The organism is Streptomyces sp. SID12488 (assembly GCF_010548275.1).
In the GTDB taxonomy this organism is placed as follows: domain Bacteria; phylum Actinomycetota; class Actinomycetes; order Streptomycetales; family Streptomycetaceae; genus Streptomyces.
Genome location: NZ_JAAGLT010000039.1, coordinates 1 through 23,234 on the forward strand (window position 1 = coordinate 1; position 23,234 = coordinate 23,234).

Below are 23,234 nucleotides of genomic sequence, written 5' to 3' on the forward strand. Positions count from 1 at the left end.
CAGCCCCACGACCGGCAACAACGGCTCCAGCACCGACCACTGCTCATCCGAAAGATCCCCACGCCCCACACCTAGATCATCACGGCATGAAGCATGGTCAGGGACTCAGTTCCAAAACACGGCCTAGTCGCTGGAGCAGGATCCGGGTCGTTGACGACAGAGGCGGTTGGGTTGTTGTACGCGTACAACAACCCAACCGCATCCAGGGCACGGAGCCAGACTTGAGTCAGGCCTCTACTTTGCTGTCCGCCCGCTCCATCAGGAGCTCAGCGAGCTCCATCAGCTCGGCTGCTGACAGCTGCTCAGCCAGGGCATCCGCGATCTGTTCGGCACTGCCGATCTCGATCACCGTTCGCGAAGCAGGCGCAGCGGGACGTCGTTCCGTGCTCTGCTCCGGAACCCCGGCCGGCTTCTGACTGGCACGATCCGTCTGTGACGGCTCGGGGGACTGCTTGCTGCTGGGGGCCGCCGGAGGGAGCGCCGTCTCTGAGGTCTGAGCCGGCGCTGCGACCGGATTGGGTGTCAGCGGCCTCGCGCGGCAACGGTCCGTGCCTGTCGTCGGCGCCGTCTCTGCGCCCTGCTCCGGATCCGTGTCCGAGGTCCTGTCCCCGGGCAGACCGCCCGTCAGGGTGTGGGTGCGCCGACGGAGTTGTCGTCACTCAATCAACCGGCTGCGGGGCGTTACCCGTACTCAGGTACGGACGCCGGGGCGGGAGTCCGCCCGACGTCACCGGCCCCGGGGGAAGAGTGAGAGGCAGGGGGGCGCCCTCAGGGGCAGACCTGTCGCGTCCGGCGCCCCTCACCCGCCGCAACGGCCCGCGTCCGCGCCGCCCGTCCCGACGCCCAGCCGGCAGAAGCAGGACGCCTCGACCGGGACGTCCGCCAGGGCGAGCGCGAACTTCAACTGCTGGGCCACGATCCGCGCCTCCCCGTCCTTACCGAGGCGGACGACGTCGTCACCGGCCGCCCGTGGGTACCGAGGTCTAGTCGTCCATCGGTCTCTCTCCCGCTCTCCCGGGCCTGTCCGGCGAGAGTAGGGGCCGGCGCCCGCACACGGCAGCACCCGCTGCGCCGCCTCCCTCTCCGGACGCGAAGAGCCCGGCCATAAGATCACCCTCGTAGGCGCGAACGATGTTGACGGTCCGTGTGCTCGTCAATGTCCGTGCGGGGCAAGGGAAGTGACGAGAGGGAGCGACGTGAGCGAGCAGGGCAGCACGTCAGAGGGACGCGGCCGACTGGACACCTCGGTGGCCCACAACGCGAGAGTGTGGAACTACTGGATCGGCGGCAAGGACAACTACGTCGTCGACCAGGCGGTCGGTGACCACATCGACGCCATGTTCCCGCTGATCCGCAGCGTGGCCCGCGCGGACCGCGCCTTCCTCGGGCGAGCCGTGCGCTTCCTGGTCGCCGAGCGGGGAGTGCGGCAGTTCCTGGACATCGGAACCGGGCTGCCGACGGTGGACAACACCCATGAGATCGCCCAGCGCCTCGCGCCCGAGTCACGGATCGTGTACGTCGACAACGACCCGATCGTGCTCGCGCACGCCCGTACGCTGCTGACCGGCACGCGCGAGGGGGCCACGGACTACATCGACGCGGACATCCACCGCCCCGACGGGATCGTGCAGCGTGCCTCGGAGACCCTCGACTTCGAGCGGCCCGTCGCCGTCATGATGCTCGGCATCCTGAATTTCGTGCTCGACACCGGACAGGCCCAGGACATCGTGCGCCGGATCATGGCGTCGGTGCCCTCGGGAAGTCACCTGGTCCTGACCCATCCGACGACCGACTCGGACCTCGACGGCGAGGGCAACATCGAGGCGATGAAGTTCTGGAACGAGAACGCCACCCCGCCGATCACCGCCCGCCCCCGCGCCGAGGTCGCCGCTTTCTTCGACGGCCTGGACCTTCTCGACCCGGGGCTCGTCTCCTGTGCGCGGTGGCGCCCGGAGAGCGGCTCAGCAGCCGCTCTTCCGCAATTCGGGGCCGTCGCCGTGAAGCCCTGACCGGCCGGAAAAGGACAGGGTTTTCACAGACTCCTTTCAGACGCGCATTCATATGCTGTCGGCGATAATCGGTATATGAGTACGACAACGTCTGAACTACTGGCCGCGTCGAGCGATCTACTCAACGTAGCGGCCGCATTTGTCGCGGGCCTGTTCATCGCTGGTGCACTGATCTGGGCCTTCTGGTTCGGCATGCGGGTCCGGGACCGGGAATCCGCCCGGCCCCGCCCCGACGAACAACCCACACTTCCGCCCTCCGGCCCGGTGCACGAGGTCCGCGAGATGAGAGAGCCGGACGAGATGCCGCGCGCGGCACAGGAGCGGGAGCGGCTCATGCCGCATGATCTTCATCACTCGTCGACGAAGCGGCGGGAGGACCAGCAGCGGGGGCGCTGGGATCCCGGTTCCAGCGGCTCCTTCGGCAGTGGCGGCCTGGGGCGCCACTGACCCGTCCTCGGCCCTGGCGCCGACCTTGCCCCGCGACCCCGCCTCCGCGACCCGCGAGCGCGGGTGGCGGCATGCGAAAGGCTGCCCGGACACAGTTGCCGACAACGGGAGGCAACCATTCACGCGTTCGATTCGTATAACTCCTTGGAGGCGGGGCAAGGGGGACAGGACAGTTGTATTACCGGAGCTCCACCATCCACTTGACCGACGTCGTCGCCGATCGAGGAGAAGCGATGCAGCTGTTCGTCCTGAACTACGCGCGCCCGGCTGAGCAGTTGGAGGTGAGCGCTCCGTACAGTTACGACTGCGGACTGCAGTTGAATGTGCTGCCGGGCGGGCGAATTGCCGCTCATGACCATGCCGTGATGCGCGAATTCGGGTCCACCACGTCAACTGCCGGTTCCAAGACGCACTTCGATGACTGACGTGGACCTGCCGCGATGACGGTCCTGGTTCTGACGTCCGAGGAGGATGTGACGGCGGATCTGGTGGTGGCCCGGCTGAACGGCACCGGCATTCCCGTGGTCCGGCTCGATCCCGCCGATCTGCCCGGCGAGGTCGCCCTGTCCGGCGAGTACGTGAACGGCGCTTTCCGCGGGCACCTCTCCGCCGGTGGCAGGGTGGTGAGCATGGAGGGGCTGCGGTCCGTCTGGGTGCGCAGGCCGGGGGTTCCGGGAGCGCGCGCCTCCTCTCCGTCCGGTTGGCTCACCGAGGAGGCGTCGCAGGCCTTCTACGGCATGCTCCGGGGCACCGGCGCGCGCTGGATGAACCATCCCGACGCCGCCGGCCGGGCCCGCCACAAGCCCTGGCAGCTGCATCTCGCGCAGCGCAGCCGGCTCCACGTACCGGCCACGCTGATCACCACGTTCCCGCAGGCCGCCCGGGACTTCGCGCGGCGTTTTCCCGACCTGGTCGTCAAGCCCGTCTCCGGATCGCATCCCCAGGAGCCGCCCAGGGTGGTGCCGACGAGCCGGGTGGCACCCGACGTCGACTTCAGCGCTGTCACCTTCGGGCCCACCCTGCTGCAACGCCGGGTCGACAAGCGGGCCGACATCCGTTTGACGGTGGTCGGCGACCGGATCCTCGCCGCCCGCAAGGCCGTCGCGGCAGATGCGCACCCTGACGACATCGATGTCCGCTTCGCGCCCTCGGCCGAGCCGTGGCGGCCGGTCGACGTGCCGGCGCCGGTCGCGGAGGGCGTGCACCGGTATCTGCGGGACGCCGAACTCGCCTATGGGGCCTTCGACTTCGCGGAGGATCTCGACGGCGTCTGGTGGTTCCTCGAATGCAACCAGTCGGGCCAGTTCGGCTTCGTCGAGATGGACACCGGGCAGCCGATAGCCCGGCGCGTCGCCGACTGGCTGGCCGGGGAAGAGCCGCAAGCACCGCCGTATCCCCATGACCCGCAGGACTCCATGCGCACGGCTCCCTGAGGAGCCGTCCACCCGATCACACTCAACTGTTAATGGGATCCATTTTCATGTAGCGTCCTGTCTCGCTTGCCAACCGAGGAGGACTCCCATGGCCGTTCCCAAGCGGAAGATGTCCCGCAGCAACACCCGCCACCGCCGCGCCCAGTGGAAGGCGACCACGGCACAGCTGGTGCCGGTCACCGTCGACGGGGTCGAGCACATGGTTCCGCAGCGGCTGGTCAAGGCGTACGAGCGCGGCCTGATCCAGCCCTGACCGGGTTCCCCGGCCCGTGCCTCAGTTGTTCCAGCTCTCGTCGTACGGGTCGCGCGGGGTCGGGACCGGCCTGGCATCGGTGATGTCGAAGAACGGGATGCGTCCCTTGTTCACCGGGTCCCTGGTCTGCCGATCGGTGTAGGTGCCGGTGAGTTCGAGCCAGGTGTCCGGTTGCAGCACCGGGGGGATCCGGCCGGTCAGGGCGACCTTCACCGGCTGGGCGTCCGCCGCGCAGCAGTTGAGGGCCATCCGCACGAGGTACGGGGTGCCCTTGCCGTCGAGTGCGACGAACCCGGTGATCGCGATCCGCCGGTTGCCCAGCGAGCGTCCGTGGTCGTAGGCCGCGCGGCCCGCGTAGTCGACCAGGCTGAGGCGTACGGGGTCACCGGCGGGCATGGGCGGGTAGGCCAGCGGTGCCTGGAGGGCCGTACCCGTGCGCAGGGCGCTGTAGGAGCCCAGGGCGGGCGGGGCCACCAGGATCAGCGCGAACAGGGGCAGCACCAGGAGCCAGGAGACGCGCGGTTCACGGTGGACGTGGACTTCCCCGTCGACCGCGTGCAGCTCCTCGTCGTGTTGGTGCGACTCCTTGTCGTGTTGGTGAACTTCCTTGTCGGGGCCGGTTTCTGAGTGTTTCCGCTCGTACCAGACCGTCGCCAGCGCGGCCACCATCAGCACCGCGCCGGCGCCGACGACCATCGGCTGGAGCCCCGCCTTGACGTAGCGCAGGTAGAGGTCGGTGGTGCCGGCGTGCGCCATCGCTCCGCCGACCAGGAACAGGACGACCGCCTGTGCCTGCCGGTTCACAGGAGCACTGCCCCGACGAGGACCGCCGACGCCACGGCCATCACGAAGGTGGCCGGTGCGAAGCGGAGGGCGAACCCGCGGCCGAAGGTGGCCGTCTGCATGGCGAAGAGTTTCAGGTCGATCATCGGCCCGACCACGAGGAACGCCAGCCTGGCCGTGAGCGAGAACTGGGTCAGGGACGCGGCGACGAACGCGTCCGCCTCCGAGCAGATCGACAGAAGCACCGCGAGGACGGCGAGCGCGAGGACCGAAACCACCGGGTTGTCCGCCGCCAGGCTCAGCCAGCTCGCCGGCACCATGGACTTCAGGGTGGCGGCGGCCATCGCGCCGACGACCAGGAAGCCCCCCGCGTGCATCACGTCGTGCCGTACGGAGCTCCAGAACGCGGCGCCCTTGCCGAGGCCCTCGTCCGACGGATGGGCCGGGGGGCGCAGCCAGTCGGTGCGGCCGAGCCGCTGCCAGAGCCAGCCCATCGCGCACGCCACGAGCAGGCTCGCGACGAACCGGGCGACGACCATCTCCGGTTTGCCGGGGAACGCGATGGCGGTCGCGGTCAGCACGATCGGGTTGATCGCCGGGGCGGAGAGCAGGAACGCCAGCGCCGCCGCCGGGGCGACACCCCGCCGCACCAGCGCGCCGGCCACCGGCACGGACGCGCACTCGCAGCCGGGCAGGATCGCTCCGGCCATCCCCGCGACCGGCACCGCGAGGGCGGGCCGGCTGGGCAGGGCGCGCACGAAGAACGACGGCGGTACGAACACCGCGAGCATCGCCGACAGCAGCACCCCGAGGACGAGGAAGGGCAGGGCCTGTACGACGACGGCGACGAACACCGTCATCCAGCTCTGCATCACCGGCGCGGACACCGCCTGGCGGATCGGCCCCTGCAGGGCGACCACCAGGATCATCAGCATGGTCAGGACGAGCGGCGAGCTGAACTGCCAGCCCTGCTGCTCGCCCGTCGCAGCGCCCTTCGCCTCGTCCGGTGGGGCCTCCGTGTCGCGGTGACCGGCCCCGGGCGGGGCCGCTTTGGTGATGCTCACGGGTGAGGTACCTCCGGGCGTGGCTGTATTGCGTGCGTTCCCTACCACTTCAGTACGCCTGGACGGGCAAGGTTGCTCATTTTGCGAGATCGGGGAACGAGCTAGGTTGGCGCGTATGCAGTCCTACACCATTGGTCAGGCCGCCCGTCTGCTGGGCGTGAGCCCCGACACCGCGAGGCGGTGGGCGGATGCGGGCCGGGTGAAGACCCACCGCGACGAGGGCGGGCGGCGGCTGATCGACGGCCGGGATCTCGCCGCCTTCTCGATCGAACTGGCCAACTCCGGCGCGGGCACCGGCTCCGGCGAGGAGGAGCCGTCGTACACCTCCGCCCGCAACGCCTTCGCCGGCATCGTCACGGCGGTGAAACTCGGTGATGTCGCCGCTCAGGTCGAGATCCAGGCGGGTCCGCACCGGCTGGTGTCGCTGCTGACCCGGGAGGCCGTGGAAGAACTGGGCCTCGAGGTCGGCGTGGAGGCGACGGCCCGGGTGAAGTCGACGAGCGTGCACATCGACCGGACCTGAGCCGGGTACCTGGCCCGGTGCGCACGGGTCGGGCGCGGGGCCGGAAATAATCGGTGGCCGTGTCGGCGGGGCCTGACTACGGTCGCGGCATGGTGGAGACATCCGGCACGTGCACCGACCAGTTCGCCCCGGTACGGGAGGCCTTGGCGGCCTCGCTCGACGACAAGGACGTGGGCGCGTCCGTCGCGGTGTACCTCGACGGCGAACCCGTGGTCGACCTGTGGGGCGGCCACCTCGACGAGGCCCGTACCGTGCCGTGGGAGCGCGACACGCTCACCAACACGTGGTCCACGACGAAGACGATGACTGCCATGTGCGCCCTGGTCCTCGCCGACCGGGGTGAACTCGACCTGGACGCCCGGGTCGCCCGCTACTGGCCCGAGTTCGCCGCGAACGGCAAGGACGACGTCCTGGTGCGGCACCTGCTGGGCCACACGGCGGGCCTGCCCACCTGGGACGAGCCGATGACGGTCGAGGACCTCTACGACTGGCCGACCGCCACCGCCCGCCTAGCCGCCCAGGCCCCGGCGTGGAAGCCCGGCACCGAGGGCGGCTACCACGCCATCACCTACGGCTACCTCGTCGGCGAGGTGGTCCGCCGGGTCACCGGCCGCACCCTGGGTGCGTTCTTCGCCGAGGAGATCGCCGGGCCGCTGGGCGGCGACTTCCACATCGGGCTGCCCGCCGAGCACGACCACCGCGTCGCGCCCGTGATCGCGCCGCCCGAGCGGGTGCTCGATCCGGACGCCGCCCTGCCGCGCGACCGCCCCGGCAATCCGCACTTCCCGGCCGAAACCGCCAACACCGAGGCCTGGCGACGCGCCGAGATCCCCGCGGGGAACGGCCACGGCAACGCCCGTTCGGTCGCCGCCGTCCAGTCGGTCCTCTCCTGCGGCGGCACCGCACGAGGCGTACGGCTGCTGTCGGAGGCGGGCTGTGAACGCGTCCTGGAGGAGCAGTTCACCGGAACGGACTCGGTCCTGGGCGTACCCATGCGCTGGGGCCTGGGGTACGGCGTGAGCAACGGCCAGCTCCCCAATCCCCGCACGTGTTTCTGGGGTGGCTGGGGCGGTTCGATGGTCCTGGTCGACATGGACGCGCGTCTGACGGTGGCGTACGTCATGAACCGCATGCTCGACGCGGGCGCCCTCGGCGACGACCGGGCCTTCCTGATCCTCGGGGCCGCCTACGAAGGGCTGTCCGGGTGAGAGACTCGGGCGCGTGGAACGCCGCCTCTCCTCCCCCGCACCCACCTTCGACGAACTCCTCCGCCGGGCCCGGGCGCTGGTCCGGGACGACCGGCGTGCCGTGCTCGGTGTCGCCGGGAGTCCCGGTGCGGGCAAGACGACGCTCGCTGAGCGGCTCGTCCGGGCACTGAACGGGGACGGCGCTCCCTGGGTCGCCCATGTGCCGATGGACGGGTTCCATCTCGCCGACGTCGAGCTGGAGCGGCTGGGCCTGCGGGATCGCAAGGGCGCGCCGGAGACGTTCGACGCGGCGGGGTACGCGGCGCTGCTGCGGCGGCTGCGTGAGGACAGCGGCAGGACGGGCGAGGGGGAGATCGTCTACGCGCCGGGGTTCGAGCGGGTGCTGGAGCAGCCGATCGCGGGTGCGATCCCGGTGTTTCCGTCGGCGCGTCTTGTCGTCACCGAGGGCAACTACCTTCTGCTGACGGAGGGTTCGTGGGCGCGGGTGCGGGCCCAGCTCGACGAGGTGTGGTTCTGCGAAGTGGACGAGGAGGAGCGGATCCGCCGGCTCGTCGACCGGCACGAGGAGTTCGGCAAGGACCACGACACGGCGGTCGCGTGGGTGCGGGGCACGGACCAGCGCAACGCCGACCTGGTCGCCGCGACCCGGGACCGGGCGGATCTGGTCGTGGAGAGGCAGACCTGATGGACACGACGAGGCCGAGCAGCGCGCGGGTGAGCTGCTCGGCCTCGTACGTCTCGTTCGTCGACCTTCTCAGTCGAGAAGCGTCAGCTCCGGTTCGCCGTGGGCGTCGCCCGCCGGCTCGCCGATCACGGCCGTGAACGCCTCGGTGCGCACTCGGAGGCCGTCCGGCGTGGCGTCGAAGGCCGGCACGAACTCGGCGTCGCCGTCACCGCCGTAGCGGACGGCGAAGACTCTCAGCCCCTCCGGTGCGCCGGGGGCCGGGTCGGCCTCCAGTGCCGTGGAGCTGATCAGGTGGCGCCAGCCCTCGTCGGGGTTGCCGTAGCCGCGCGGGTCGGCCGCGAGGGCGAAGGCCGCCTGTTCCTGGGTCACCTCCGCGCGGGCGTCGAAGTGGTCCGCGCCCTCGGTCTCCGGGTGCGTCAGGCGCAGGGCGCCCGCTGCGGTGACGCCGTCGGCTTCCGCCGTGCGGCGGACCCGGTCGCCGTCGTCCGTGGCGTACGGCAGGCCGGCGAGCAGGTACGGCGTGCCGTCGAGGTGTTCGACGGCGACCGTGACCCACAGGGTCGTCCCGTCCGTGACGTACAGGGACCGGACGTGGCGCAGTACGTGGTCGCGGCCGACGACGGGCTTGGTGACCAGCTTGGCCGCGAGGCCGTCGGCGCGGATGTCGCGGACGCGGACCTCGCCCATCGGGCGGCAGAGCAGGAAGCCGTCCGCCACCGGGCCGAAGCCGTGCTGGCGACCCACCGCCGCCGGGAGGTAGTACGTGCCCGCCGCCTCGACCAGTGACGGGGTCATCCTGTCGTCGAAGGCCACCGAGACCGTGCCCGCGCGGAGTTGATGGCGCAGTGGTTCGGTCGAGGGGGTGCGGTGCCAGGGGGTGGTGTCCTGGATCTGCCAGATGAGCATCCACGCGAAGTGGCCGTCGATGCCACCGTCCTGCCTGACCGCGTGGCGGGCCCAGCGGCTGTCGCCCCGGTAGCGGCCGAGGTCGGCGCCGATGCGGTGGCCGAAGTAGCGCAGGCCGAGGACCGATTCGAAGGCGGAGTGCTGTTCGCTGTAGCGGGGGCCGCCGTTGTCATAGCCGCCGTTCGTCAGGCGGGCGTCGATGTAGCGGGCCAGGGCCTCGCCGTCCTCGGCGAAGATCTCCTCGCCGCTGACCCGGTGCGCCTGGGCGAGGAAGGAGAGGGAGATCGGGCCGTAGTTGTTGTCGTAGGCGCCGCCGTGCTCGGGCGGCAGGGCCGCGCCCCGGTCCCGTACCCGGTGGGCGCGGATCTTGTCGACGTACAACGAGATCGCCCGCGACCGTACCGACTGCCCCTCTTCCGCGGGGAGATGGGGGGCGAGCATCAGTCCGCCCACGACGCAGCCGATGGCCTGGTTGCCGGCCTCCTGCGGGTTGAAGAAGGTCGCCTCGGTCAGCCAGCGCCAGTAGCCGAGCGCCAACTCGACCAGTTCCGCGCGCTGTTCGTCGGCGACGAGTCCCTCGGCCGCGTCCAGGACGTTCACCGCCTGGAGCAGCGCCCACACCGTGCTCGGCCAGTCGCCGATGGGGTGGGCCCCGGACTCCAGTACGTAACGGGCGTACGGGAGACCGGAGTTGCGGATCCTCAGGTTCGGGTAGCCGGGGTTGTCCTCGGTGTAGACCCGCTCCCGGAGGTGGAAGGCGAGGCTGCGGGCCACCGCCTCGGGCAGGCGCGGGTCCTTGCCGCGCTGCCAGGCGAAGGCCAGCAGCGAGGTGATCCCGAGGGAGGTGTCGCCGATGTCGTCGGTGGTGGCGGGGTGTTCGAGGTTACCGTCGCGGGTGAGGCGAGTGAGCGCCTCACCCGCGACGGCGGTCAGGATGGCGTCGTAGTCCGCCGATGTGTCCGGCAGATCATGCAACGGCCCTCGCTGGTGCGGGAGATGCAATGCCCTCAGCCCTTCGTGCCTGGGGTTGCCATGGCGTGGTTCGTCGGAGTCGCGGAGTCACACGACGGGTGCGGGGCGGCGGGCGCGCAGTGCGACGGTCAGGGTGTGCGGGCCGAGTCCGCCGAGGTAGACGCGGTTCCCCGTCGTCGCATCGGTGCCGCCCACCACGGTGTGGTCCTGACCTGGGTCGTAGCGCAGTACGTCGCTCCGGTCCGGTCCGGCGAGCGGTTCGCCCGTCTCGACGGCGGCCTCGACCCGGATCTCGTCGTCGCCGACGCGGTAGGTCAACGGCTCGGTCGTCAGGCACCAGCTTCCGTCGCCGAGCGGTACGGCGCCCTGCGGCTCGCCGCCCGGCCGGAAGGTCAGTTCGAGGGCCCATGGCACCGGTGGGCCGCTGATGTCGATCCGCAGGTCGGCCCCGTCCTCCCGCAGGTCGACCTCGACTCGGGTCGTGTGGGAGACCTCGTCCTGAGGGCGGTCGGGGAAAGCCATCGCCGCGGAGAAGCGGCCCTCGTCCACCAGACGGTAGGCGCCGTCGTCGCGCCTCCGGTCCTTCGGGAGCGGCTGGTAGTAGGCGCCTGTGAGGGTTTCGGTGAGCCGGTACCGGTTGTCGGCGAACTGTTCCATGTCGGCGGCGCGGAACGGGCCCAGGTCGAAGAACCCCCGCGAGAGACGGACCGCGTCGAGGACGGCGTCGCCGGCGAACAGGCGCAGGAAGGTGGGGTTGCAGGCGAGGCCCGAGCGGATGCGCCGGTGCTCGGGCACATCGGAGCCGCCGTACACCACGGTGTGCGCGGTGGCCGAGGCGTGTGCGGCGAGGCGTGCGGTGGGGAGGTACCGGTCGCGCGGGAGCTTCTCCGCGTCCGGGGCCGGCAGGGCGCGGCACAGATCCGGGGTGAGGAGGGTCTGGGCGAGCATGTCGGGGTCGTCGATGCCGTCGGCGGCCGCCAGGCGGGCCGCGCGGGCGAAGTCCCCCCGGCCGGTGCGGATCGCGAGCAGCCGGTAGTGCGGCAGGTAGGGCCACAGCGGGAACGAAAGCTTCTGGTCCTGGCGGCGCGAGTGGACGGTCTCCACCATGCCGTCCGGCCTGATCAGGTCCAGGGTCGTGGTGAGGTTGCGTTCGACGGCGTCCAGCAGGTCGGTACGCCCGAGCACCTCGGCCAGCAACAGCAGCGACGGGTTGGTCACGAGGGACGCGTAGACGGCACTGCGTTCCGAGTACAGGCCCTCCGCGTCGATGTCGACGCCCTCGGCGAGCCACTCCTCGACGCGGTCGAGCAGCCGGTCGTCCGGGAACGACCGGTGCAGCCGGGCCAGCGCCGCGCACAGCTCCCAGCGGTGGTTCGGGGTGTGCACCCCACCCGTCAGGAGACTGCCGGAGGCGGCGCCGGCGATCTCGGCGAGCGCGGCCGTGACGTCACTCAGTTCCGGCCCCGCGTCGGCGGCGAGGACGTGCGCGTCGCACACGTCGTTGACGGTGAAGGCGGAGTCCGGCGGTGACTGCACGTTGTCACCACCGGCGAAGAGGCCGGTGGTGGTCTGCGCGGCCCGCAGGGCGCGGAGGTGGGTCATCGTGGCGGCGACGGCCTGCCCGCTGCCGTGCAGTGCCGAGTCCGGGGAACAGTAGGCCGCGACCAGGGTCTTCACCCGCCGCGCCAGATCACGGTGCGGCACACCGGCGGGTTCCTCGTCGGGGCGGGCCGCCAGCGGGGCGGCCGTCCGGTCGGCGGCGCGGGCCGCCGACCGGACGAACTCGTGGTCGAGCGGGGTGGGCACGGTCAGTCCTTCAGTCCGGCGTTGATGTCGGCGCCCATGACGTAGCGCTGGAAGACCAGGAAGACGAGGATCAGCGGGATCATGGAGATGACCGATGCGCCGAGCAGTACCGACCAGTTGATGTTCTGCGCGCCGACGATGCTCTGGATGCCGATCTGCACGGTGAACTTGTCGGGGTCGTTGAGCATCAGCAGCGGCCAGATGTAGTCGTTCCACCGCCACTGGAAGGACAGGATGGCGAGGGTCAGCATGATGGGCCGGGAGATCGGCACCATGATCCGCAGGAAGATCGACAGCTCACGCGCGCCGTCGATGCGTGCGGCTTCCACGAGTTCGTCGGGAACCGTCAGGAAGAACTGGCGGAACATGAAGCATCCGGTCGCGGTGAGCACGGCCGGGAGGATGATGCCGGCGAAGGAGTTGTAGAGGCCCAGGTTGCGGACCACCAGGAACTCCGGGGCGAGCATGACCTCGCCCGGCAGCATCGTGGTGGCCAGGATGCAGATGAAGAACGCCTTGAGCCATCTGTTGTCGTACTTGGCCAGCGCGTACCCCGTGCAGCAGCTGACACCCACCGTGAGGATCGTCGTGACGACGCACACGAGGGCCGTGTTGATGAAGTACTGGGAGAAGTTGGCACTGTCCCACGCCGCCTTGAAACCCGACAGGGTGGGGTTGTGCGGAACCAGCGTCAGCGGATAGGAGAACAGGTCGCCGGCCGGCTTGAAGGAACTGAGGATGAACCAGAGCACCGGCACCCCGTACAGGCACGCCATGATCCACAGCAGTGTCGTCGCGGGCACCGCCCGCCGGAGCCCGCCACTACCCGCCTTGTAGAGCCGCTTCTTGGAGACGGACCGTTTGGGATCGGCGTCGACCGGGCGTGGCATGTCTGTGGTTGTCATCGGTTCTCCACCCGCCGGTTGACGATCAGCTGGATGATCGCGACGGCCATCAGGATGAGCATGAGCACGAACGACGCGGCGCTCGCGTAGCCGATCTGGCCCCGTTTGAAGCCGGTCTCGTAGATGTACTGGACGAGCAGGTTGTTCGATGTGCCGGGTCCGCCGTTGTTGAGGGCGACGAACACCGGGTATTCCTTCATCGCGTTGATCGTGTTGAGCAGGATGACGATGAACGAGGTGGGCGCGATGCTCGGCAGCGTGATGCTGATGAACTGGCGCCATGGGCCGGCGCCGTCGAGCGAGGCCGCCTCGTAGTACGACACCGGTACGTTCTTGATCGCCGCGATGAACAGCAGCATCGAGAATCCCGTCCAGGCCCAGGATGCCGCCATCACCACCACGATCAACGACAGGTCCGCGTTCGACTGCCATGGAACGGCGCTTCCGCCGAACTGCTCGATGACGTAGTTGACCAGTCCGAAGTTCTCACCGAACAGCCACCGCCACAGGACACCCACGACGATGGGCGACAGAAGCCATGGGATGAAGAAGACGACGCGGGCGACCGACGCGCCCTTTGCGTGCTTGTTCACCACCAGGTTGGCGGCGAGCAGCGAGAGTCCGAAGTTCAGCGGTACGAAGAGCACGGCGTACAGCAGCGTCCGGGTCAGCGCGTCGTAGAAGGTGGAGTCCCCGAACAGGTTGTGGTAGTTGTCCAGTCCGATGTACTGGAAGGCCCCCACACCCGTGTAGTTCGTGAAGGAGTAGACGAGCCCGATCACCGCCGGCCAGACGAAGAACAGTGAGAAGAGCACGACATTGGCCGCGATGAGGACGAGCGGCGCAAGGGTGTACTTACTGCGTCTCCTGCTCCTGGGCGGGCTCGCGGACACGGCCGAGGCGCGTTTTGTCATCTTCCTGACTCCGTGCTGGTGGAATGGATTCCGGTGGGCTCACGCCATGAGCCCGGCATTGCGTGGCCGCCCGGGCCGGGCGGCGGTGTCTCGACCCCGCCGCCCGGCCCGCTGGCCCACGATCAGCCGCCGACCTGCTGGTTGTAGCCGGCCACGATGTTCTCCAGGGCCTTGTCGGCCGTCTGCTGGCCGTTGATCGCCTTGCCGAGCTCCGTCTTGGTCGGGTCCTCGGTGAGGGTCTTGCCCTTCAGCACCCAGTTCGACTGCGCGGAACTGAAGTAGCCGGAGATCGGGGCATAGAGCGGGATCGACTCGTTGTACAGCTTGTACGCCGCCTGCGCCGCCTCGGACTTGAAGGGGTACTTCGGGTTCAGACCGCTCTCGACCGGCAGGAACCCGGACGCCTCGCACAGTGCCTGGTAGTGGGCCGGCTCGTACAGCCAGGACAGGAACTTCGTCGCGGCGGTGGCCGCGTCGGCGTTGTTGTTGAAGCCCACCGTCAGGCCGCCGCTGTTGACGTCACTGGCCTGCACCGGCTGGGCGGGAGTCGGGACGCTCGCCCACTCGAACTTCTTGATGCTCTCCGCGAAGGCGGGAACCTGCCACACTCCGGACCAGTAGGCGACGACGTCACCGCTCTGGAACATGGCCGACGGGTCGGCGCCGCTCGTCCACACCGACTTCGGCATGGTCTTGTCGTCGTTCCATCCGACGAAGGTGTTCACGGCCTTCTTGGTCGCCGCGTCCACCGAGAACTTGCCGGAGTCGTCCGCGTGGACGTACTGCCCGCCCATCTCGTAGACCATGGCGCGGAGCCGGGACGGCGACTGGTCGAACGTCAGGGAGTACTTGGCCTTGGTCTTCTCCCGGACCTCGTTCGCCGCCTTGATGAAGTCGTCCCAGGTCCAGGTCTTCGCGGGCGAGGTCGGGAAGGAGACGCCGGCCTTCTCGAAGAGCGTCTTGTTGATGAACATGCCGGACGCGGTGACGTCCGAGGGGATGGCCAGCACCTTCCCGGACGAGTCCTTCGCCAGGAAGTTGGGGTTGATCTTGTTGGTCGCGTTGTTGGCGATGGACTTGAGGTCGACCAGCTTGCTCGACCAGATCGGGTCCAGCGCCGGCACGGCCGCCACGTCGGGCAGGGAGTTCGCCTGCGCGGCGTTGTGCAGCTTCGCCGTGTAGCCGTCGTAGGGGATGTTGACGAGCTTGACGTCGACGCCGGCTTCCTTCTTGTACTGCGCCACCATCTTCTTCCAGCCCGCGTCCTGCCCCGGAACCGTGGAGATCCAGAACGTCAGCGACTTGGACGTACCGCCTGAGTCGGACCCCCCACCGCAGGCGGAGAGCAGCAGGGCACCTGCCGTGGCAACGGCAGCGAGGGGAGCCAGGCGGCGCATACCGCCGCGGCCGAGTCGGCGGGAGCGCCGCACACCCACAGTGGTCATCTTCGATCCCTTTTTTTCGGTAGGGGACAGAGCACGGCGCCGAATCGAGGCGGCACGGGTGCAGTTTGCAGGAAAAGTTGCCTTCCGGGGGCGCAGCCTCGCCCGGCCGCGTCGTCCACGCGGGGTGGGATCCCCAGCCGTTCTGGCTGTCACCGCACGGGCACGCCCTCGTGTGGTTGCCGTACGTCGAGTACGGGCGGGAGGCTCACCCCAAGTCGGCGTCCCGGCCGACCTAGAAAGCGCTTGTCCGGACATTGGCAGACCGAGTCCGAAACCGTCAATGCTTCGCCCGCGCCGCCTCGGTCACGGTTTGGACTCCTCTGGCGACCGCGAACCGCGCCGCGCCCACCACGGTGCCGAGATCGCCGACCTGACTGCTGACCACTTCGGTGGGCCAGCTCAGCCGCTCCAGCTCGGCCCGCACACCGGGCAGGAGCTGAGGAAACGCGCCGGTACTGCCGCCCAGGACGAGCAGCCCGGGGTCCAGCACGGCGGTCACCGCGGCGGCCAGCCGGCCCACGTCCACCGCGTGCCGGTCGACGACCGCGCGGGCCATGGCGCCGCCCTGCCCAGCCAGCGAGAACAGCTGTTCGACCGTGCGCGGGCACGAACCGTCGAATTCCGGCCAGGCCTCGACCGCCCGGCGCAGCAGCGAACGGGCGCCGATGTACTCCTCCAGTGCCTCGTGGCGGGGCTCCAGGGCGTCGCCCCAGGGGTAGGGCAGCCGTGCGAGCTCTCCGGCCGCCCCGTTGGCCCCGGCCAGTACATGGCCCCCCACGACGATTCCTAGACCGATACCGACACCGATCCGCAGATAGCCGAAGGTGTGCCGCCCGCGCGCCGCACCCTCGTGCAGTTCGGCGAGCGCGGCGCAGTTGACGTTGTTCTCCAGATGGACGGGCACCCCGGGCGGCAGCGCCACGGCCACCGCGTCGAAGACGGGTCCCGCCTTGGCGGTCGCCGGCCGCAGGGTGCCCTCCTCGGCGCGCGCGGTGACGTCGCCGACGGCCACGACGATGGTGCGCAGCGGAGCGTCCGCGGGGAGCGCGGACAGCGCTTCGCGCACCACGTCGGCGGCCTCCTCGCGGGAACCGGTGGCCTCGGCGAGCAGGGTGCCGTCAAGGGCGCAGCCGCGCACCCTGGTCAGGGCGGGGCCGAGGTCGACGGCCAGTACGGAGCCGGCCGCGGGACCGAGTCCGTACACGGCGGCAGAACGGCCCGTACCGCCGGAGGCGATGCCCGAGTGGGCGGCGAGCCCGGCGCTCTCCAGCTCCGCCACGGCGGAGGACACGGTCGGCTTCGACAGGCCCGCCAGGCTCGCGAGCTGCGGCCGGGTGGCCGTGCCCGCCCCGGCCAGCACGGCGAACACCGCGCTCGCGCTCTCGGTCAGACGGGGGCCCCTCGCCACGTCGTGTTCCACAGTCTCCCCAAGGTCGAGGGCCGCACTCCCCCGGTAGCTCGATGTCGTGGGATGCGGCGATGGGATGCCCTGGCATCGCGGTTTCCCGCTGCGTTCCGGCCCGGTCGGGCCATCGCCGCAGTCGAGTGCGCGATGCCTATTGACACGCACTGTACTTCGTTAGTTAACTTCCTAACGAATGTCACGGTGCTCGCCTGCCGTGTCCGCTCAGAGGCCCGTCCCGGGGCTTCCCTAGCTCATCTCCAGCTCTCCCGTACGTCAGGTTTTCCCTGCTCCAGGCACGGTTCGCCCACCGTCGCGCCACAGCGCAACGATGAAAGAGGATCCGTGCAGGACTCCCCATTCCCGCGCCCGCTCGTCGTGGGCATCGACGTGGGCGGCACCAAGACGCACCTGCGCGCCTGCGCCGGGGACGATCCGATCGCCGATCACGTCCGCCCGAGCAGCGGCTGGCGGCCACATGATCCGGTGGCCGCCGGCGACTGGCTGAGCGCGCTGATCGGCGAGGCGCTGCCCACGGGCGCCCGTCCCTCTTCGGTGGCCGTGGGCGCCCACGCCTGTGAGACACCCCGGCAGTGCGAGGAGATCCGCTCCGTACTCCAGAAACGTCTCGGTGTGCCGTGTCTGATCGTCGGCGACGCCGAACTGCTGGTGCCGGCGGCGGGACTGGACAAGGGTGTCGGGCTGGTCGCCGGCACCGGCTCGGTGGCCGTGGGCCGGCGCCTCGACGGCACTCTCGTACAGGTCGGCGGCTGGGGCGCGGTACTCGGCGACGAAGGAGGGGCCGCGGGTCTCGTGCGCGAGGCGGCACGGGCCGTCTGGGCCGCCCATGACCGGGGCCAGGCGCCCGACCCGCTCGCCGAGGGGCTCATATCCGCGTTCGGGGTCAGCGAAGTACCCGCGCTGGGCGCGGCGTTGGAGAGCGCCATGGATATCTCCACGGAGTGGGGACGGCACGCTCCCGTGGTGTTCGAGGCCGCCGCCAGTGGTTCGCTGATCGCCGGAGAGGTGATCGCCGAGGGCGGCCGTTCGCTGGCGTCGCTCGTGGTGCGGCTCGCCGGACGCGGGGTCCCCGTAGACGACGTGGTGGTCTCAGGCGGTACGGTGCTCGCTCAACCAGCCCTGCAAGACGCTCTGTTGGCATCACTTGCCATACTCCTCCCCGGTGCCCGGCTATGGCCGTCGCGGGTACCGCCGGTCGAAGGGGCCGTAGCGCTGGCTCGTTCACTCGTATGACAGTTCGTGGCCGTCTCGCGGTCGCCGGACCATGGGCATCGGTACATGCCCCGGCCGTAGATCTTCGCTCGTACGACCTGCCCTGTGCGCTTCCCCCTCTGGAAACACACAACACACAGGCCGCATAAACCCCATCTGCCCCATACGCACCCGGGGCACCGCCGTCCGTACGTCGTCACCCGGCCGCAGGGCCGAAGAACTCAAGAGAGGCATCGCATGCCGTCAGCAGCCGGGCCCCACGCCACCTCGTCGGCCCGTGGCCGCGAACTCGCAGTCGCCAGACGCGGGTTCCTCCGTACCTCCCTCGGCGCGTCGGCGGGTCTCCTCGCCGCGCCGACCGCCGTCAGCTGGCTGGCCGCGGCCGACGCGAAGGCCGCCACATCGCCTCTCGCGGTGGCGACCGACGCGAACTCGGCCACCGCGCCTCTCGCGTTCGTCGACGACTACAGCACGAACATCGTCGCCAACGCGACGCCCGAGACCAACGCGGTGATCCGCGCCCTCGGTGGCTTCGCCAAGGTGTGGAAGACCGGTGACGCCTGGAACACGGGCACACCCCTGCAGCCCTCGGTCCTGCGCGCCAACATGCGTTACAGCATCCAGCTCACGGGGCTGCGCACGGAGGCGCAGGCGAGGGAGGCGTTCGTCTACGACCGCCAGCACCAGAGCTACGCCATCATCAACGGGCTCGGCCCGCTGGCGGAGTTGTACCGCTCGGGCGCGAAGGCGGTCACCTCGATCACCTCGGCCCCCCACAGCATCCCGGCGGCCAAGATAAACGACGCCGTTCCGGCCGACGCGCCCGCGGGCTCCGCGCTGGGCGCCGGCTCGTACGACTCGGACCTCGGCCAGGTGGCCAAGCTCGTCGACACCGTGCGCGGGGACTTCACCTCCAGCAACCCCGCCAAGTTCAGCTTCCAGTACCCGCGGCCGTGGCGGATGAACGAGAACAGCCAGGTCGTCGACACCGGACAGCTCGACGGACTCGGTTACCCGGTCTACGACTCCGACGTCGTCGTCGTGACGCAGCTGCTGCGGCAGCGCAGCGACGTCCCGGCCGAGGACGGCGGTTTCCCCAGCGGTCACACCAACGCCTTCCACCTGGCGGCCCTGGCGTACGCGTACGCGGTCCCGGAGCGCTTCCAGGAGATCGTGACCCGTGCCTTCGAGCTGAGCCACACCCGGATCATGTCCGGCATGCACTCCACGGTCGACGTCATCGGCGGCCGGATCATGGCCACCGCGCTGGCCGCAGCCGTGCTGTACAAGCCGGAGAACACGGCGCTCAAGGCCGCCGCGCGCAAGCAGGCCGCCGAGTACTTCCAGGCCAGAACGGGCACGACGGCCGACACGCTGTTCGCCTACGCGCACTCCGACGCCCACGACAAGTACGCCGACCGGGCCGCGAACCGCGCCCTGGTCACGCCCAAGCTGACGTACGTCCTGAACCGGCAGGGCCGCTCGACGCCGCTGACCGTTCCGAAGGGCGCCGAGGTACTGCTGGAGACGCGGCTCCCCTACCTGACCGCGGACCAGCGCCGGGCGGTGCTGCGCACGACCGCGCTGCCCTCCGGTTACGTCCTGCTCGACGGCTTCGAGCAGTGGGGCCGGCTCAACCTGTTCGCCGCGGCGGACGGTTACGGCTCCTTCGAGTCCGGCGTGACCGTCAAGCTCGACGCGGCGGCCCACGGCTTCGGTGCGGCCGACTCCTGGCGCAACGACATCGACGGCCGGGGCGGGCTGACCAAGACCGGCACCGGCAAGCTCACGCTGACCGGCCAGAACACCTACACGGGCGGGACGGTCCTCAAGGCCGGCACGCTGGTCTCGGCCTCGTCGCACGCGCTGGGCCACGGCGACGTCCGGGTGCAGGGCGGAACGCTGCGGGTGACCGAGCCGGTCCAGCTGCACGGCGCGTACACCCAGCAGTCGGGAACACTGGCGGTCACGCTGCGCAAGGACCGCCGCAAGGAGGTCGTGACGGTGACCGGGCGCGTGCTCCTGGAGAAGGGAAGCGTCCTGTCGCTGACCCTCGACGCCAAGAACCCGCCGGCCGTGGGCAGCGTCGTCCCCGTCATCACCGCTTCGGCGCTCCGTGGCCACTTCGACCGCGTCACGGTGAACTCGACCAAGATCCGCGCCGTACCCGTCTACACGGCAAAGGGTCTGTCGGTACGACTCCTGAAGCGGTAATGCACGCCGCGGGGCGGGAGCTGATGCGAGAGTAGGGCCATGGCCCGGCTCCGGATCACTCCCGCCACCGCACGGGGCGGACGATGACGCGCGATCGGCACACGGCTCTCGCCCCCAGGACTCCCCCGGACGCGGGGAGCCCGCCCGGCTCCGAGGCTCCGGAGAAGTTGCTCCCCGGTACCGCTCCCGCCGCACCGGCGGCCCCGACCCGGCTCGCCCGACTGCTCGCCCGTCCCGCACGCCACCGCCGCCTGCTGGTCCCGCTCGCCGTGGCCGTCCTGCTCCTCCAGATGGCCGTGGCGATGGTCACCACGGCGGTGGAACAGACGCCCACCATCGACGAGCCCGTGTACGTCGGCACGGCGGCCGTCTATCTCCACGAGCACAGCCTGCGTCTCAACCCCGAGCACCCGCCGCTGGGCAAGCTGATCGTCGCCGCCGGGGTGGCCGCGGCCGGCCCGCATTTCGACCGGGCCTACGACGGTGACCAGAGCCATGTGGGCCGCCATCTGCTCTACGAGTCCGGCAACGACCCCTGGCGGCTGATGCTGTGGGCGCGGCTGCCGGTGATCGCGCTGACGCTGCTCTTCGGGCTGGTGGTGTTCACCTTCAGCCGTGAACTCGCCGGTGTGGTGGGCGGGTTGGGGGCACTCACCCTGTACGCATTCTCGCCGGACGTCGTCGCGCACGGCTCGCTGGCGACGCTCGACGTACCGGCGGCCGGGTTCGTGCTGACGGCCGTGTGGCTGCTGTGGCGGGCGCGGTGGCGGCCCCGCCTGTATCTGCCGCTCGCCGGAGCGGCGCTCGGCGCGGCCGTGGCCACCAAGATGAACACCCTCGCCGCCGTCCCCGTGTTGCTCCTGCTGGCCGGCCTGTCGGTGTGGCGAGCCCGGCTCACGACGGCTCCGGGAGCGCGCCTGAAGCTGCTCGCGCGCGCTGTCGCGGGCGCGGCCCTGGTGGCGCTGGTCGCGGTGGCCGTCGTATGGGCGGCGTATCTCGCCGTCGATCCGCGGCTGCGCTGGACGGCGTCCCCCGGCGAGGTACCGGTCGTGCACGGGCTGCGGGGGCGACTGGCCGGCCTGCTGCCCTTCCCGGGGGCCTACCGCGACGGGTTGCGGATTCAGTTCGGTCTGGAGAACGCGCACTGGGAGGGCTTTCTCTTCGGGCGGCACTACGAGGGATCCCTCTGGTACTACCTGCCGGCGGCGCTCCTGGTGAAGACACCGCTCGGCATGCTGGCGCTGTGGGCTGCCGGCACGGTCGCGTTCTTGACGATTCGTCAACTGCGGTCTGTCGCGCCCTACTTGCTGCTTCCGACGGCGGTGCTGCTGGCCGTGGCCATGGACGGGCAGCGGGACTTCGGGGTGCGGTACGCCATCTTCGTGCCGATGTTCGGGGCGGTGGTGGCGGTCGGGGTGCTCGCGCTGCGGCGCCGGTGGGTGCCGGTCGTCGCGGCGGGGCTGTTGGCGTTCGTGGCGGTCAGTTCGCTGCGGACCTTCCCGTTCTATCTGCCGTACGCCAACGAGGCGTTCGGCTCGGCGGCGAAGACGCACGAGCGGCTGCACGACTCCAACGTCGACTGGGGCCAGGACCTGGGCCGCCTCGCGGACCGGCTGCGGCACCGGTACGCGGGGCAGCGGGTCTGGCTGGTCTACAAGGGCAGCGGCGTCCCGTCGTACTACGGGATCCACGCGTCCGATCCGCGCGGCCGGCCCGAACGGAAGGTGCGCGGAGTGCTGGTGGTGTCGGACTCGTCGGTCGCCAAGGCGCGGGGGCGACTGGCGCGGCTGATCCACAGCAGCCACGAGGTCGACGAGGTCGGCCACTCGATCACGATCTTCCGCAGGTGAACGGTGAGCTATGTTGAGTCGCTGTGGGAGACGAACGAGGCACATCGGTGCCATCGCCGCAGCAGGCACGCGCCCAGGCGTCCGCGATCACCTCGGGCAAGACCGCCCCGGAGGTGGAGGCGGCGCCGGCCTCCCGGCTGCGGGAGTTGTTCGACGGGCCCCGGCTCTCCCCCGGGCAGCGGCGCATCGCGCAGTACCTGATCGAACACATCACCGAGGCCGCGTTCCTGTCGATCACGGACCTGGCGGACCGGGTGGGCGTGAGCCAGCCGTCGGTGACCCGGTTCGCGGCGGCCGTCGGGTTCAGCGGCTACCCCGCGTTGCGCGAGAGGCTCCAGGCCATCGCGCTCAGCACCCTCGCGAACGCGCCGGGCACGGCGGAGGAGAACCGGAGCAACGAACTCCAGGCCGCCGTGGACGCCGAGATCGCGAACCTGGAGAACCTTCGGCGGGACTTCGCCGATCCCGACCGGGTGATCGAGGTCGGCCGGAGCCTGTCGCGCTCGACTCCGCTGACCGTGCTCGGCCTGCGTATCTCCGGGTCACTGGCCGAGTACTTCGCCTACGCCGCCCGGCGTATCCACCCCGACGTCCGGCTGGTGACCCGGGGCGGCAGTGTCGCCTACGACTCACTCCTCCAGTCACGGGAGGCGGGGGGCACCTGGGTGCTGGCCTTCTCGATGCCCCGGCACGCGCAGGAGACGCTCACCGCGGTGCGGGTCGCCCGGCGGGCCGGGCTGCGGGTGGCCCTGATCACCGACCTGGCACTCGGCCCGCTGGCCGACGAGGCCGACATCACCTTCGCCACCGGCACGGGCTCCCGGCTGGTATTCGACTCGTACGCCGGGCCCGTGGTGCTGTCGGCGGCGCTCCTCCAGGCCATGACGGACGCCGATCCGGAACGGACCCAGGGGCGCCTGGAGGACTACGAGCAGAGCGCCGACCTGCACCAGTTCTTCCTTCGGGACTAAATCGGCCGCCTGTGTCGTCGCACGGGTCGTATGGGTCGTATGGGTGTTCATCCCGTTTTGTGCATGAATTTTTTCATACTTCTTGCAAACCGAACGGCATATATAAATACTGCTCACGGATCGCGTCCCGGTGGGACTCCGGGCACGATCCACGCCTGCGCACCCGCTGCCGCCGTCTCCTACCCGCGTCGGCGCCGCGGGTGTCCGGACG

At 70.2% G+C, this 23,234-nt stretch carries 21 protein-coding genes; 12 read left to right on the forward strand and 9 right to left on the reverse strand.

All coding sequences use genetic code 11. From position 1 onward, the window contains the following. Positions 1–226: 226 nt before the first annotated feature. Positions 227–349 (reverse strand): hypothetical protein, encoded by a 123-nt coding sequence (locus tag G3I56_RS44900; protein WP_275406947.1) that lies wholly within the window; start codon positions 347–349, stop codon positions 227–229. Positions 350–1,196: 847 nt separating this feature from the next. On the opposite strand from G3I56_RS44900, the gene G3I56_RS37795 reads away from it, so the two are divergent. From G3I56_RS37795 to rpmF, 5 genes are all read left to right on the forward strand, one after another. Continuing rightward, positions 1,197–2,009 (forward strand): SAM-dependent methyltransferase, encoded by an 813-nt coding sequence (locus G3I56_RS37795; RefSeq protein WP_164417183.1) that lies wholly within the window; start codon positions 1,197–1,199, stop codon positions 2,007–2,009. Positions 2,010–2,084: 75 nt separating this feature from the next. Next, positions 2,085–2,456, forward strand: coding sequence for a DUF6479 family protein (locus G3I56_RS37800; protein WP_164417185.1), 372 nt, complete (start codon positions 2,085–2,087; stop codon positions 2,454–2,456). Between the two features lie 233 nt (positions 2,457–2,689). Next, complete coding sequence (gene tgmA / locus G3I56_RS37805; protein WP_164312055.1) at positions 2,690–2,881, forward strand: putative ATP-grasp-modified RiPP; 192 nt, start codon at positions 2,690–2,692, stop codon at positions 2,879–2,881. A gap of 15 nt (positions 2,882–2,896) precedes the next feature. Beyond that, complete coding sequence (gene tgmB, locus G3I56_RS37810) at positions 2,897–3,889, forward strand: ATP-grasp ribosomal peptide maturase (RefSeq protein ID WP_164417187.1); 993 nt, start codon at positions 2,897–2,899, stop codon at positions 3,887–3,889. Positions 3,890–3,977: 88 nt separating this feature from the next. After that, positions 3,978–4,142: a 50S ribosomal protein L32 gene (rpmF, locus tag G3I56_RS37815; RefSeq protein ID WP_164311920.1), complete on the forward strand. Its 165-nt coding sequence runs from the start codon at positions 3,978–3,980 to the stop codon at positions 4,140–4,142. 21 nt (positions 4,143–4,163) lie between these two features. Here rpmF and G3I56_RS37820 read toward each other — a convergent pair whose 3' ends face one another. Then, on the reverse strand, positions 4,164–4,946 hold the full coding sequence (locus G3I56_RS37820) for a TIGR03943 family protein (RefSeq protein ID WP_164417189.1): 783 nt from the start codon (positions 4,944–4,946) through the stop codon (positions 4,164–4,166). Then, positions 4,943–5,989: a permease gene (locus G3I56_RS37825; protein ID WP_164417191.1), complete on the reverse strand. Its 1,047-nt coding sequence runs from the start codon at positions 5,987–5,989 to the stop codon at positions 4,943–4,945. Before G3I56_RS37825 ends, G3I56_RS37820 begins: the two co-directional genes overlap by 4 nt. A gap of 115 nt (positions 5,990–6,104) precedes the next feature. Here G3I56_RS37825 and G3I56_RS37830 point away from each other — a divergent pair, with 115 nt between their 5' ends. From G3I56_RS37830 to G3I56_RS37840, 3 genes are all read left to right on the forward strand, one after another. Next, complete coding sequence (locus G3I56_RS37830) at positions 6,105–6,512, forward strand: helix-turn-helix transcriptional regulator (RefSeq protein ID WP_164417193.1); 408 nt, start codon at positions 6,105–6,107, stop codon at positions 6,510–6,512. An 89-nt stretch (positions 6,513–6,601) separates the two neighbouring features. Next, a complete protein-coding gene (locus tag G3I56_RS37835) occupies positions 6,602–7,720 on the forward strand; it encodes a serine hydrolase domain-containing protein (protein ID WP_164417196.1) in 1,119 nt (372 codons plus the stop codon). Between the two features lie 13 nt (positions 7,721–7,733). Further along, the gene (locus G3I56_RS37840) at positions 7,734–8,405 is read left to right on the forward strand and encodes a nucleoside/nucleotide kinase family protein (RefSeq protein ID WP_164417198.1); all 672 of its coding nucleotides are present in this window, start codon (positions 7,734–7,736) and stop codon (positions 8,403–8,405) included. A 69-nt stretch (positions 8,406–8,474) separates the two neighbouring features. On the opposite strand, the gene G3I56_RS37845 is transcribed toward G3I56_RS37840, so the two are convergent. From G3I56_RS37845 to G3I56_RS37870, 6 genes are all read right to left on the reverse strand, one after another. Continuing rightward, on the reverse strand, positions 8,475–10,313 hold the full coding sequence (locus G3I56_RS37845; RefSeq protein ID WP_164417200.1) for a hypothetical protein: 1,839 nt from the start codon (positions 10,311–10,313) through the stop codon (positions 8,475–8,477). 57 nt (positions 10,314–10,370) lie between these two features. Next, positions 10,371–12,089, reverse strand: a complete 1,719-nt coding sequence (locus tag G3I56_RS37850) for a hypothetical protein (protein ID WP_164417202.1) — start codon at positions 12,087–12,089, stop codon at positions 10,371–10,373. Positions 12,090–12,091: 2 nt separating this feature from the next. Further along, on the reverse strand, positions 12,092–12,994 hold the full coding sequence (locus G3I56_RS37855) for a carbohydrate ABC transporter permease (RefSeq protein WP_164417205.1): 903 nt from the start codon (positions 12,992–12,994) through the stop codon (positions 12,092–12,094). Then, positions 12,991–13,908: a sugar ABC transporter permease gene (locus G3I56_RS37860; protein ID WP_164417207.1), complete on the reverse strand. Its 918-nt coding sequence runs from the start codon at positions 13,906–13,908 to the stop codon at positions 12,991–12,993. The genes G3I56_RS37855 and G3I56_RS37860 overlap by 4 nt, the downstream gene beginning before the upstream one ends. 122 nt (positions 13,909–14,030) lie before the next feature. Continuing rightward, on the reverse strand, positions 14,031–15,353 hold the full coding sequence (locus G3I56_RS37865; RefSeq protein ID WP_164417209.1) for an extracellular solute-binding protein: 1,323 nt from the start codon (positions 15,351–15,353) through the stop codon (positions 14,031–14,033). Positions 15,354–15,630: 277 nt separating this feature from the next. After that, positions 15,631–16,761, reverse strand: a complete 1,131-nt coding sequence (locus tag G3I56_RS37870) for an ROK family transcriptional regulator (protein ID WP_343240176.1) — start codon at positions 16,759–16,761, stop codon at positions 15,631–15,633. Between the two features lie 339 nt (positions 16,762–17,100). On the opposite strand from G3I56_RS37870, the gene G3I56_RS37875 reads away from it, so the two are divergent. The 4 genes from G3I56_RS37875 (at position 17,101) to G3I56_RS37890 (ending at position 23,023) form a co-directional block, all read left to right on the forward strand. Continuing rightward, complete coding sequence (locus G3I56_RS37875; protein WP_164417213.1) at positions 17,101–18,009, forward strand: BadF/BadG/BcrA/BcrD ATPase family protein; 909 nt, start codon at positions 17,101–17,103, stop codon at positions 18,007–18,009. A gap of 216 nt (positions 18,010–18,225) precedes the next feature. Next, on the forward strand, positions 18,226–20,202 hold the full coding sequence (locus G3I56_RS37880) for a phosphatase PAP2 family protein (protein ID WP_164417215.1): 1,977 nt from the start codon (positions 18,226–18,228) through the stop codon (positions 20,200–20,202). A gap of 290 nt (positions 20,203–20,492) precedes the next feature. Next, positions 20,493–22,052 carry a phospholipid carrier-dependent glycosyltransferase gene (locus G3I56_RS37885; protein ID WP_239135342.1) on the forward strand — a complete coding sequence of 520 codons (1,560 nt, stop codon included), beginning with the start codon at positions 20,493–20,495 and terminating at the stop codon, positions 22,050–22,052. A gap of 47 nt (positions 22,053–22,099) precedes the next feature. Further along, complete coding sequence (locus tag G3I56_RS37890) at positions 22,100–23,023, forward strand: MurR/RpiR family transcriptional regulator (protein ID WP_164417219.1); 924 nt, start codon at positions 22,100–22,102, stop codon at positions 23,021–23,023. Positions 23,024–23,234 lie beyond the last annotated feature (211 nt).